The following is a 12,445-nucleotide window of genomic DNA, read 5'->3' on the forward strand; positions in this document are numbered from 1 at the left end:
GGATTGAGCGAAGCGAAGGGATCCTGGAAAACCATCTGCATGTCGCGGCGGGCGCGGCGGAGGTCGGCGTGGCCGAGCGCGCGGATGTCCCAGCCATCGAGCGAGACCTGGCCCGAGGTGGCCTCGACGAGCCGGAGGATGGAGCGGCCGGTGGTGGACTTGCCACAGCCCGACTCGCCGACCAGCGCGAGCGTCTGGCCGACATTCACCGAGAAGCTGACGTCTTCGACGGCGTGGACGTTGGCGACAGTGAGGCGGAGCGGGCCGCCCTTCACAGGGAAACGGGTGGTGAGGTTCTTCACCTCGAGCAGCACACGCGGGGCAGTCTCGGCGACGGCCCTGGCAAGGGTGGGCTCGGTGGAGGCGCCCATGATCGGCATCGGCTCGGGCGCCGGCTTGCCCCGCATCGAGCCTAGCCTGGGGACAGCCGCCAGCAGCGCCTTGGTGTAGTTCTCCTTCGGCGCCTCGAAGATCTGGTTGACTGGGCCCTCCTCGACGATCCTGCCGCGATACATGACGACGACGCGATCGGCGACCTGCGCGACCACCGCCATGTCGTGGGTGATGAACAGCACGGCCATGCCGTTCTCGCGCTTAAGCCGGTCGATGAGGGCGAGGATTTCGGCCTGGATGGTGACGTCGAGTGCGGTTGTCGGTTCGTCGGCGATCAAGAGCCGCGGCCGGCAGGCCATGGCCATGGCGATGACGACGCGCTGCCGCATACCGCCCGAGAGTTCGTGCGGATATTGTTTCAGCCGCCGCTCGGGCTCGGGGATACGGACTTCCCTGAGCAGGTCGAGCGCCTTGGCGCGGGCAGCGTCGGCGCCGAGGTGACGGTGCCGCTGCAGGCCGTCGGTCAGCTGCCGCTCGATGGTGAAGACCGGGTTGAGCGAGGTCATCGGCTCCTGGAAGATCATGCCGATCTCGTTGCCCCGGATCGACTGCATCTCGGACATGGGCGACTTGGTGACATCGATCACCTCGCCGCTCTGGCGCACGAAGCGCAGGCTGCCGCCGGTGATCTTGCCGCCGCCGAACTCGACGAGGCGCATCAGCGACAGCGAGGTCACCGACTTGCCCGAACCGGACTCGCCGACGACGCAGACGGTTTCGCCCGGCTGGATGGAGAAACTGACGTCCTCGACGCCGACAATGGTGCCGCCGTCGGTCTGGAACTCGACGCGGAGCTTGTCGATGGCGACGATCGGTTCAACGGCAACGGCTGGTTCGATGGCATCGAGCATGGCTTACCCCCTGACCCGCGGGTCGAGCACGTCGCGCAGGACGTCGCCGAACATGTTGAGGCCGAGCACGGTGAGCGCCACGGCGGCACCGGGAACGAGCGCGGTCCAGGGCGCCACGTCGAGATAGTCGCGGGAGGCCTGGATCATCAGGCCCCAGCTCGACTGCGGCGGCTGGGTGCCCAACCCGAGGAAGGAGAGGCCAGCCTCGGCGAGGATGGCGAAGGCAAGGCTGATGGTCGCCTGGACGATGATCTGCGGCATGATGTTGGGCAGGATGTGCCTGAGGATCATCTGCAGGTCGTTGGTGCCGGAGGCGCGCGCCGCCTCGACATAGGGCATCTGCACCACCCGCAGCGCCTCGCCGCGGACGATGCGGGCGAGGAACGGGGTGAAGGCGATGCCGATGGCGATGATGGTGTTCTGCAGGTTCGGGCCGAGCATGGCGCTGATGGTCAGCGCCAAGAGCAGCGCCGGGAAGCTCAGCAGCGTATCGACCAGCCGCATCAGCACATTGTCGACATGGCCGCGATAGTAGCCGGAGATGATGCCGAGCGGCAGGCCGATGATGATGCTGAGGCCGACCGCGAGGCCCGCGATGGTCAGCGAGGTCCTCGCCCCGAGCATGACGCGATAGAGCAGGTCGCGGCCGAGCTGGTCGGTGCCGAGCAGGTGCGCGAGCGCCGGCCCCTTGAGACGCGCGGCCATGTTCATCTTGTTGGCGGCGGCATCGGGGATGAAGAGCGGGGCGAGGATGGCGATGAGCAGGATCGCGACAATCACTCCCAGTCCAACCAGCGCCTTGGGCGTAAGGAAACGCTTCATCGGCGGTCACCCCAGCCTGATGCGCGGATCGACAAGCAGGTAGAGCAGGTCGACGAGCAGGTTGGTGAGCATCACCACGGCGGCGATGACGAAGACGGTGGCCTGGATCAGCGGCACGTCGCGGTTCAACAGCGCCTGGTAGGTCAGCCAGCCCATGCCGGTGTAGTTGAAGAGCGTTTCGATGACGATGATCGAGCCGAAGAGGTAGCCCACCTGCAGGCCCGCGATGGTCATCACCGGGCCGATGGCGTTGGCGAGGCCGTAGCGCCAGATGACGGTGCGCTCCGCCAGCCCCTTGGCACGGGCGACGCGGATGAACTCCTGGCCGAGGATGCCGACCATGGTGGAGCGGGTCATGCGGGTCAGATGCGCCATGAGGCCCAGGCCCAGTGCCAGTGACGGCAGGAAGGCGTGCTCGACGGCGAGGCCGAAATCGACCCCCGGGTCGGCGTATCCGCTCGAAGGGAGCCAGCCGAGAGTGCGGGCAAAGAGCAGGATCAGCATGATGCCCCAGAAGAAATCGGGGAGACTGACGCCGAGCAAGGCGGCGGAGGACGAGACGCTGTCCTGCCACTTGTCGCGGTGAACCGCCGACCAGACGCCGAGTGGCACCGCGACGGCGAGGGCGATGGCCATGGACATCACCACGATGAGCGCGCTGGCTTTGATCTTCTGGCCCAGGAGGTCGAGGATCGGCGCCTTGAAGATCAGCGACTGGCCCCAGTCGCCGGTGAACATGCCGGCGATCCAGCGGCCGTACTGGACGATGAGCGGGTCATTGAGGCCAAGCGAATGGCGCAGGCCCTCCAGCGCCTCGGGATTGCTCTGCGTGCCCATGATCATCATGGCGACGTCACCGGGCAGGATGTTGGTGACGCCGAAAGTGATCGCCGAGATGAGGAACAGGGTCAGGACGATGGAGAGCAGGCGATTGAGGAGATAGCTCATCGGCAATATCCACGTGGGGCGGGTGGCCGGCCCGAAGGATCGGGCCGGCCGGGGCAAGGTCGGTCAGGCCTTCAGCCACACCTTGTGGAAGTTGAGGTTGGAGCCGTTCGGGTGAACGATGGTGTCGAGGCCGTTGACAGTGGTCTGCGCGGCGATCGAGCCGTTGCGGAACCACAGGATGATGTCGTGGGTCTCGTCGAACACCCGCTGCTGCACCTGCTTGTAGATGTCGGCGCGCGCTGCGGGGTCCACCGTCACGCGGGCCTTGGTGACGAGGTCGTCGATCACCGGGTCGCTGATATGGCGATAGTTGAAGGCGCCGGTCGAGTGCCAGAGGCTGTAGTAGAGGAAGTCCGGCTCCCACAGGGTGAAGAAGTTCATCATCGAGATCTGGAAGTCCTTGTTGACCCAGACCTGGCTGAGCCAATCCGCCCAGGTCAGCTGCTCGATGGTCATGTCGACGCCGGCGGCCTTGAACCACTCGACCATGATCTGCGCCGCTTCGATATGGTACGGGTAGTTGGTGGTCGCCTTGAACACGACTTTCAGCTGGCCCGGGCCGTAGCCGGCCTCGGCGAGCAGCGCCACGGCCTTCTCGATGTCCTGCGGACGATTGGCGAGGGCCGAGTTGTAGGAAGCCGAGGTCGGATAGCTCGGCGAGGCGGTGGTCCGGCCCTGCCCCCACAGAGCGCCCTGCAGCAGCATCTCCTTGTCGATGATCAGGTCCATCGCCATGCGGACCTTGGGATCCTTGAACGGCTCGAAGTCGTGGTTGAGGTTGACGAAGTCCCAGTTGAGCGGGAACCAGGTCACGGTCTGGAACTTGGTGTCGGCCTTGATCTCGTCCATCCGGTCGGCCGGGATGTCGTTGATCATGTGCAGTTCGCCGGTGCGCAGACCCGTCAGGCGCACCGTCGGCTCGGTGATCTCGCGGGCGATGACCTTCTCGAGATAGGCCGGGCCGTCCCAGTAGTCGTCGAAGCGGGCGAGTTCGACCTGGTGGCCGGCCTCGTAGCTGACGAACTTGAAGGGACCGGCGCCGATCGGCGTGGTGCCCTGCTTGTCGCCCGAGCCCTCAGGCATGATGACGCCGGCGCCGTTCTCGGCGAGGCGGCTGAGGAACGGCGCGTTCACACCGCTCATCTTGACGATGACGGTAAGGTCGTCGGGAGTCTCGATCGCCGCGACGTTGTTGAAGACCTCGAAGTTCACCGCGCCCGTCGCGGGGTCCTTGCAGCGCTCGAACGAGTATTTCACGTCGGCGGAGGTCATGGTCTTGCCGTCGTGGAACTTGACGCCGGGCCGGAGTTTGAAGGTGTAGGTGAGCCCGTCCGCGCTTTCCTCGAAGCTCTCGGCAAGCATCGGGATGACGGACAGGTTCGCGTCCACGGTGACGATCGAATTGTGGACGTTCTGCAGAACGCGGTTCGTCGAGGCGGTGCCGGTCTGGTGCATGTCGAGGTTCTGGACGGTCTCGGAATGGCCCCAGATGAGGGTGCCGCCGCTCACCGGCGTTTCCTGCGCCAGCGACACGCCGGGGAGGAAGGAGAACACGGCGGTGCTACCCATAAGCATCGCCGTCGAGGAGAGGAATTGCCTGCGCTTCATGATGATGTCCCTGTGGTTGACGTCGTGAACTGAGATCCGGCGACCGTCCTGCTCGGGCAGGCTTCTCGTTGGTTGGTTGAATTGTCCGGGCTAGCTGGCCAAGGTCGGGCGACGGTCGGCGACCGCCAGTTCCCGCTCCAGCGCGATGCCCAGGTTGAGGATCGGGCCCTCGTCAAAGAGCCGGCCCCAGAGCGAGATGCCCTGCGGGACAGTGAATTTCCGGCTGGAGCCATCCTCCTCGCCGGTCGTGAGCTTTCCCGCACCCAGCGAAGCGAGACTGCGCGTGCCGAGCTCTTCGAAGCCGGAGCGCAAATGCAGGCAGGGGTGGCCGGTGAAATTGCTGGCGACCAGCATCGGCCCGGTCATGAACGGGCCGATCAACGCGTCGACCTCGTGGAACAGCCCGTCGAGCGCCAGCATCACCTCGTAGCGCAGCCGGTCGAGCTGGATGTGGTCGACCGCCGACAGGAAACGAGCCTTGCGGAAGGTATTGGGCCAGGCGCCGTCATCCTGCCAGGTCAGGGTGTCGTCGAGGTTCTCGAGCGTCAGCCCCTCGAACGCGGCGGCGGCTTCGGCATAGAGGATGTTCATCAGCGCCCCGTACGGGAGCTCAGGCAGCTTGACCTCGACGACCTCGATCCCGAGCCGTCGCGCCGCTTCCAGTGCGGCGTGGTCGACCTCGGTGGCCCCCTCCCCGAACGCCTCGGCCAGGTAGCCGAGGCGCAGGCCCTTGATCCCGGCCTCGGCATCGAAATGGAACGGCGCATCGATCGAGGACCGGTCGGGGGGATCGCCGCCGTTAAGAGCGGCCATCACGATCGCGGTGTCCTCGACCGAGCGGCAGATCGGGCCGACCTTGTCCAGCGACCAGCACAGCGCCATGCCGCCGGCACGCGATACCCGTCCGAAAGTTGGCCTGAGGCCGGTGGTGCCGCAGCGCTGGCTGGGTGAGGTGATGGAGCCGAGGGTTTCGGTGCCGATGGAAAAAGCGCAGAGGCCGGCGGCGGTCGCCGAGGCCGAGCCGGCGCTCGAGCCGCTCGAGCCTTCGTTGAGGTTCCACGGATTGCGCGTCCGCCCGCCATACCAGATGTCGTTGTAGGCGAGCGCGCCAACCGTGGTCTTGCCCAGCAGCACGGCGCCGGCGGCGCGCAGCTTCTGGACGATGGTCGCGTCCGCATCCGGCACGCGGTCGCGGAAGGGTTCCGCGCCCCAGCCGGTGACGATGCCGCGGGTGTCGAACAGGTCCTTCAGGCCATAGGGGATGCCGTGCAGCGGCCCCAGATTGGTGCCGGCGCGGGTCAGGGCGTCGGCGGCGTCGGCCTCGGCGCGGGCGACCTCGGTCGTGACCATGGCAAAGCATTCGAGCTTGGGTCCGAGCGCAGCGATGCGCGCGAGGTAGATCTCGGTCAGTCGCCGGCTGGTGATCGCGCCCGACGCGATCCAGGCGGATAGTCGCGTCACCGGAGCGAAGGCGATGTCTTCATCGTTGGCCGGCACGGGGACCGCCACAATTTTGGAGAGCCGCAGCGAGCCGGCCGCGTGCGGCATGCGGAAGTTCGCCAGTCTGGGGTCGAAGCGGGACGCCATCGGCGTGGAATTGGGCAGCGCGACGGCGCGGCGCAGCCGAGCCGACTCGATCTGGCCTTCGAGGTTGTCCAGCATCTGCCGGCGTTCCTCGGCGGTGTACGTGACCCCCAGCAGCTTTTCCGCCGACTCGATGTCGCTGCTGCTCAGCACCTGCTCGTTCACTGCTGTTCCTCGTCTCTAGAATTTGGCTGGAATAGGGATCGCAGCAGGCGCCATCGCGCCCACCCGGGTGAGATTTTGCATGAGCGTGGAGAGGTGTTCGTGCATGGCGCTGCCGGCAGCGTCGGAGTCGCCGGCCTCGATTGCGTCGATGATGGCGTTGTGCTGTCGGTCGGTGATCTTGAGCGTTTCGAGCGAACGAGCCCTCGATCGCAGGCCGCGCCAGACCTCGTTGGCGCGAACCTCATCGAGCAGGGCGAACATGGTCATCAACGGGCGGTTGCCGGCGGCCTGCGCAATCAGGCGATGCAATGCCCCGTCCCAGAGCTCGGTGGAGTCGGGGTCCGTCGCATCGAGCACACGGCGGGCGAGGTGGCGCATCCGCTTGACGTCGTCGGGAAGGACCCGTCGCGCGCACAGCGAGGCCAGCGCCGGCTCGATGCAAAGGCGGGCTTCCATCACCTGGACAGGGGTGGTTTCGCCGACCAGTTGGGCGGCCAGCACCCCAGTCGGGTCAGGCTGCTGACCGGCGAAGGTCCCCTTCCCCTGCCGCCGCCAGATCAGCCCCTCGGCCTCGAGGGATTCCAGCGCCAGCCGCACGGCACGCCGCCCGACATGCAGCTGGGTGCAGAGCTCCCGTTCTGTCGGTAGCCGGCCGTCCTGCCCAACGCCGCCATTGTTGATCAGCGCCATGAGCCTGGCGCGGACAATGGTCGAATTGTTGGTGACGTCGCCGTCGAACATGTGCTGCCGAGCCGTACCGAACCAATGCCCTATTGGTTCAGCTTAGCCGCGCACAAGAATGTGTCAACTGCAATCGATGCCTGATTTTTAGGCGGAGCAGCCCGCCGCGGGAGGGCGGGAGACGCGCTTCGCAGTTACCAAAGCGGGCAATGGTATGGTGCCACCAGCTTCGGAAAGTCGCCGCCCGGGCGGCCGGACTAGCGGTCTAGCCGCCGTGCTGCGCCTCCTAGCCAGTGGCCAGCGCCTGGTAGGCATCGTAGGCGGCGATCACTGTTGCCGTCTGCGCGGTGTGGCCGAGGATGAACTCCTCGCCGTAGATCGTCTCATCGGGGAACTCGGAGATCAGTGTCATCGGGACGTCGTAGGTGACGTCCGAGCTGACGGTGATCGGGAAGCCGTTGACGACGCGGAACGTCGACGGCGGGCCGACATGCGCCGTATAGAGTGCGATCTGCCTGGCATTGTAGTCGACCAGCCCAGGGACCTCGGCCAGCTTTTCGGTCGTGGCAATCAGCAGCTTTTCGGCAAGCTCGGAATATTCCTTGTGGCAGCGCATCACGAGGAAGAACCCCTTGGGCAGCGTCCAGAGCTCAAAACCCTGCGGCAGGTAGCCGGAGAGCGGCCGGGTCCATTCGTGGGCGGGATAGCCGTGGAGATTGAGATGGAGCCTGGCGTCCATGCGGCTGAGCTGCTCGCGCCGGATCAGGCTCTCGAAAATCGGCTCGGCACCGCGGGATTCGACGTCGTCGCCGAGGCCTGTGTAGCGCGCGGCGTGGTGCATGTGGTTGGGGTGCTCGGCCCGCAGCCGGTGGTGCAGGGCGTAGCCGTCGGGGTTCTCGAGCGGCGTGACCGCGAAATGCGCTTCGGGCCGCTGGTTTAGCAGCTGCGCGCCGCGGACGGCGCCGACAATGCCCGTCGTCTCATTGGCATGCTGGCCGGAGGTGATGATCACTCCGAGGTCCGTACCGGGCTTGTAGGCCCCCGGCAGCGCCCTGCCCGCCCGGGACCGCGCCGTGATCGGCTCGCGACCGAGCGCTGCGATCTCGGCGCGGATTTGATCGACGCCCAGCGGATGGGTTGCCGCTGCAAGCGGCTGAAACGGCACCGACGCCTCGGCTTGGTAGAGCGGGCGCGTTTCGATCCGTACCGAGGGAGGTCCCTCGGCGCGGCCGACCTGCGGCACGATATGGCCCGGGCGGGCGCGGCGGTCAGAACGTCCGGAGCCGAGCCGGGCCTGGAAGATTTCCATCACCGAGAAGTAGAGATCCTCGTGCATGGCCTCGGCGAGGCTGATCGCCTCCTCGCCGACGGGCAGCTTCTCGTCTCTCGCCGGCAGGGTGACACGGATGTTGAGCTCGTCGAACAATGGGGCGGTGGTGCCGAAGTCGAACGTCGCGATCGCGTCCATGGCCCGCGCATAGACCTGCTCGAAATCGGTGGTGATCGGCTCGTCGATGCCGTCGGCAGGGATGCGGAGCCAGCCGGTTGGACTGAGCTGCGGGTCGCCGCAATGGTCAGTATGAACGCGGTTGGGGGCGAAGACTTCAAACATTTCGCCGTCCAGCGTCACGCGATAGGTGAGGTCGTTGGTCGCCTCGCCGGCAAAGGTCAGCGTCGCACCATCGACCATGCCGGCAAGCGGGAAGGCTTCGAGCAGGAAGCGCTTCTGCGAGGCATTGGGGCTGATCGGGTAGCGGACATCGATCGTCTTGATTATCGGCGGCGCCTCTTCGGTCAGGAAATGCACCAGCGGCTTGTAGGCGCTTCGCATGCGCGCCGTGATGCCGGCATCGGCGAGCTTCGCCTCGGCCGCGCGGCGTGTCGGGGTGTCCTCGAACAGCCAGGCCTCGACCGCCCCGCTCGGTCGCCTCGCGAGCAGGCGGTCGACCAGCGCGTCGATGGTGCGCTCGGCAATGAAATCGAGAAGGACAGTCATTTCACACCCTTGGGATCGGGATAGTCGCGCAGCCAGTCATCGAGGAGGGACCCAACTCCAGTCTGGCGCAGGCGGAAGGATGAGTCCCAGCTTTCGCTGGGATGACACCAGCGGGGTTCGATGGTCCCGGGCAGGGAAACACGTGGCCGTTGCGGCTGGGCCACCTCGCAGCCCCCATGGCGGCTGCCCTGAAACAGCGAGGCCCAGCAAGGGAGGTGGAACTCCCGCTGGGCCTCAGCCATCGGGCGGCGAAGCCCGACAGCGGGTCGGAGATACGCATTCGAGGGTTCGAAGTCCAGTCGCGATCTGAATATCGGGGGCTTTTCCTCGCGCGGCGATCGGTGTTCCGGCGTGGTCGAGTCGCGTTCCAGGTGCAGTTTTCGCGACCGCGCCGGAAGAGATCAGCTGCCAATGATCGACCCCTGTACGCAATTCTACCAGCATTACAGCGTGTGTGCACGGGGTCCGGATTAGCACTATTGCGCTGGACTCAACCTCCGGCCCTACATAGTGGAATGGCTTGGCCACCCCCGATCCGATGATACTACCGCCTTGTAATTCAATCATTTTGTTCAAATCCAGACGAAATATCTGCGCCACGTCGCGAAAAACCCCTTCTAAGATATGGACAAATAGTACGCGTTTGTGCCTAGTTCTCATGTTGTATCGTAATTTTGCAACAGATTATCAAAGTGTCGCTGACACCTGCCGTTATTCTCTTGCGACGAAGCTTTAACCGATCAATATTAAGTACACGTAGTCTCAGGCCACTAGACTCTACCAGTTCGGCTCCCGTTTTGCGGCGTGGGCACTTGCTGTTTCCTTCCTTCGTTCGTCCAGTTGATCCAGGCCTTGGGGCGGGTCGCGTGTGCGGTCCGCTCATCAGAGTTCTTTGGAAACCCAATGATCAGGAGCGGATCATGGTTCGAATTGCCAATCCAATGAGGCGCCACGCCCCCCTTTCGGCAGACCTGCTGGCCTGCATGCTGGCGCCGTGTATCCTCGTCATGGCGACGAGTGCGGGCGCACAGGAACTGAATAGTTTCGCGGTCCTTGCCGGCTCGACGATCACCAATGTTGGACCGACCGTCATTAACGGCAACGTCGGGCTCTGGCCGGGGACGGCTGTTACCGGATTTCCTCCTGGGTTGGTGACGGGGGGCTCGATCTATGCGAACAACGCTGTGGCCCTTCAGGCGCAGAACGACCTGACCACAGCGTACAATGTGCTGATGGGGAGGCCGTACACGATTGATCTGACGGGTGTGGACCTCGGTCTCGCCGGCCCGCTGACTGCGGGGGTATATAATTTCGATGATGCCGCTCAGCTCACTGGGACGCTGACGCTGACCGGCGATGCCGACGATGTGTTCATCTTCCAGATCGGCAGCACGCTAACGACTGCATCGAGTTCGGCCATCGTGCTAGGTGGCACGGTTCAAGCCAGCAACGTTTTCTTCGTGGTTGGAAGCTCCGCTACGATCGGCAGCGCCACCGCCTTCAAGGGCCAGATCCTGGCGCTGACAAGCATTTCGTTGGACTCCACCGCCAGCATCGATTGCGGGGCAGCGTGGGCGAGAAATGGCGCAGTTACGCTGATCAACAACCTCATCAATATCTGCACTTTCGCCGTGGCTCCCGGCACTATCGGGGATGTGCTCGGTCCGGATGGCACCGACAATGAGAATGCGGTGGCGGACGCGCTCGACGACTATGTGGCCGGGGGCGGAACGCTGCCGCTGGGCTTCGGAGTGCTGGGCCTGCTGACGCCGGCCGAACTGGCCGCGGCGCTGGCGCAACTGGCCGGCGAGGTGGCCACGGGCGTTGCACCGGCGGGCATCCAGTCGATGGATTCGTTTCTCTCGGTGGTGCTCGGCGATCGCACCGGCCCGGGCGTCACGGTTGCCGCCGACGACACTGGTCCCGGCACGGTCAGCGTGATGGGCTATTGGCCGGAAGCGCGCACGGCGCCGGACTCACCCTTCGGATCGTTCGACAGCAAGGGGCCGGAGACAGGCGTCTGGAATATCTGGATGGCCGCATATGGCGGTTACAGCCTGACGGAAGGCGATGCCGGCGTCGGCAGCCATGACCGAACGACGCGCGACTACGGAGTCGCCTTCGGTTTCGATGGCCTGCTGTGGGAAGACGGCTCCGTCGGCCTCGCCGTCTCGGTTGGCGGTACCAATTTCTCGCTGGCCGACGGGTTTGGCAGCGGCCACAGCGACGCGCTGCAGTTCGCCGCCTATGGCCACAAGGATTTCGGCAATGCCTATGTCGAAGGCGCGCTGGCCTATGGCTACCATGCCTTCACCACCGACCGGTACGTGACCATCGCCGGCGTCGACCACTTTCGGGCGGAGTTTTCCGCTCATGATGTGGCCGCCGAACTCGAGGCCGGCTACAAGCTCGGCTGGTTCATTCCCTATGCTGCCATACGCGGGCACGCGTTCATGAAGCCGGCCTACAGCGAAACCACGGTCTCCGGGGTTTCGACCTTCGCGCTCGACTACGACGCCTCGACGGTGCTGGCCGCCAGTACTGAAATCGGTGCCACCGCGGTGTGGGACACGACCTTCGCAGACGACGCCGCGCTGTCGCTTTGGGTGAAGGCGGCCTGGAAGCACCATTTCGGGACGACGTCCAACGTTACCGCCGGATTCCAGGCACTGCCGGGGACCAGCTTCGAGGTCGAAGGGGCAACGCCTGCCGCCGATTCCGTGCTCGTCTCCGCCGGCGGGCAGATCGCCGCCAGCAACGGGTGGGGGCTTGGGGCGTCGGTCAGGGGTGACTTTGCGGCGAACGCCCGGAGCTACGGGGCCGACGCTACGCTGTCGTACACCTGGTGAACGGTTGCGCATGAGGTTGCGGGGGCCCTGGGCGAGGGGAGTGGCAGTGGCCATGGCTCTCGCCGCGGGCCTCGCCTTTGCGTCGGCGGCTACGGCGGTAGAGGTCGTAGTGTTCACGGCCGAAATTGCTCCCGGCACGATCGTCATCAAGACCAGCCTGCGCAAGCTCTACCTCGTCCTCGGCGAGGGAAAGGCCCTGCGCTACCCGGTGGGCGTGGGGCGGGCCGGACGGCAATGGGTTGGCAGCTCGTTCATCGAGGCCAAATTCCTGCGCCCGAACTGGGCGCCGCCGGCCGAGATCAGGCGCGACCGGCCCGAGCTGCCGGCGGTTGTCCCCAGCGGGTCGCCGGCCAATCCGATGGGCGCGGCGGCAATGACTCTGTCGGGCGGCAATTATGCCATCCACGGCACCAATGCGCCGGATTCGATCGGCGGCTTCGTGTCCTATGGCTGCATCAGGATGTACAATGCCGACATCACCGATCTGTTCGCGCGGGTGAAACCGGGGACGCCGGTTGTGGTGATGCGGTGACGGGGGTTGGACCTGG

General features: G+C 65.4%; 9 protein-coding genes. 2 read left to right on the plus strand and 7 right to left on the minus strand.

The window, feature by feature from the left end:
* The 7 genes from JWQ89_RS14740 to JWQ89_RS14770 all read right to left on the minus strand — a co-directional run.
* A partial coding sequence (locus tag JWQ89_RS14740) for an ABC transporter ATP-binding protein (RefSeq protein ID WP_299642207.1) occupies nt 1-1,244 on the minus strand: 1,244 nt, incomplete at its 3' end.
* A 3-nt stretch (nt 1,245-1,247) separates the two neighbouring features.
* Entirely contained in the window at nt 1,248-2,066 is an 819-nt protein-coding gene (locus JWQ89_RS14745; RefSeq protein ID WP_299642208.1) for an ABC transporter permease, read from the minus strand.
* Nucleotides 2,067-2,072: 6 nt separating this feature from the next.
* Nucleotides 2,073-3,014: an ABC transporter permease gene (locus JWQ89_RS14750; protein WP_299642209.1), complete on the minus strand. Its 942-nt coding sequence runs from the start codon at nt 3,012-3,014 to the stop codon at nt 2,073-2,075.
* Nucleotides 3,015-3,077: 63 nt separating this feature from the next.
* Nucleotides 3,078-4,622 carry an ABC transporter substrate-binding protein gene (locus tag JWQ89_RS14755; protein ID WP_299642211.1) on the minus strand — a complete coding sequence of 515 codons (1,545 nt, stop codon included), beginning with the start codon at nt 4,620-4,622 and terminating at the stop codon, nt 3,078-3,080.
* A 90-nt stretch (nt 4,623-4,712) separates the two neighbouring features.
* On the minus strand, nt 4,713-6,371 hold the full coding sequence (locus JWQ89_RS14760; RefSeq protein ID WP_299642213.1) for an amidase: 1,659 nt from the start codon (nt 6,369-6,371) through the stop codon (nt 4,713-4,715).
* Between the two features lie 15 nt (nt 6,372-6,386).
* A complete protein-coding gene (locus JWQ89_RS14765; protein ID WP_299642214.1) occupies nt 6,387-7,112 on the minus strand; it encodes a FadR/GntR family transcriptional regulator in 726 nt (241 codons plus the stop codon).
* Between the two features lie 226 nt (nt 7,113-7,338).
* A complete protein-coding gene (locus JWQ89_RS14770) occupies nt 7,339-9,048 on the minus strand; it encodes a peptidase M14 (protein WP_299642216.1) in 1,710 nt (569 codons plus the stop codon).
* 920 nt (nt 9,049-9,968) lie between these two features.
* Between JWQ89_RS14770 and JWQ89_RS14775 the strand changes: the two genes are divergently transcribed.
* Both JWQ89_RS14775 and JWQ89_RS14780 read left to right on the plus strand, forming a co-directional pair.
* Nucleotides 9,969-11,897, plus strand: a complete 1,929-nt coding sequence (locus JWQ89_RS14775) for an ice-binding family protein (protein WP_299642217.1) — start codon at nt 9,969-9,971, stop codon at nt 11,895-11,897.
* A gap of 52 nt (nt 11,898-11,949) precedes the next feature.
* On the plus strand, nt 11,950-12,429 hold the full coding sequence (locus JWQ89_RS14780) for a L,D-transpeptidase (protein ID WP_299642219.1): 480 nt from the start codon (nt 11,950-11,952) through the stop codon (nt 12,427-12,429).
* Nucleotides 12,430-12,445: the final 16 nt, after the last annotated feature.

This window comes from Devosia sp., from assembly GCF_028290645.1.
GTDB lineage: Bacteria > Pseudomonadota > Alphaproteobacteria > Rhizobiales > Devosiaceae > Devosia_A.

What these genes read in the sequence shown, in the direction of transcription:
- JWQ89_RS14780 (WP_299642219.1), top strand. Translation starts at nt 11,950, where the DNA reads ATGGCTCTCGCCGCGGGCCTCGCCTTTGCGTCGGCGGCTACGGCGGTA.
- JWQ89_RS14770 (WP_299642216.1), bottom strand. Translation starts at nt 9,048, where the DNA reads ATGACTGTCCTTCTCGATTTCATTGCCGAGCGCACCATCGACGCGCTG.
- JWQ89_RS14765 (WP_299642214.1), bottom strand. Translation starts at nt 7,112, where the DNA reads ATGTTCGACGGCGACGTCACCAACAATTCGACCATTGTCCGCGCCAGG.
- JWQ89_RS14755 (WP_299642211.1), bottom strand. Translation starts at nt 4,622, where the DNA reads ATGAAGCGCAGGCAATTCCTCTCCTCGACGGCGATGCTTATGGGTAGC.
- JWQ89_RS14775 (WP_299642217.1), top strand. Translation starts at nt 9,969, where the DNA reads ATGGTTCGAATTGCCAATCCAATGAGGCGCCACGCCCCCCTTTCGGCA.
- JWQ89_RS14750 (WP_299642209.1), bottom strand. Translation starts at nt 3,014, where the DNA reads ATGAGCTATCTCCTCAATCGCCTGCTCTCCATCGTCCTGACCCTGTTC.
- JWQ89_RS14745 (WP_299642208.1), bottom strand. Translation starts at nt 2,066, where the DNA reads ATGAAGCGTTTCCTTACGCCCAAGGCGCTGGTTGGACTGGGAGTGATT.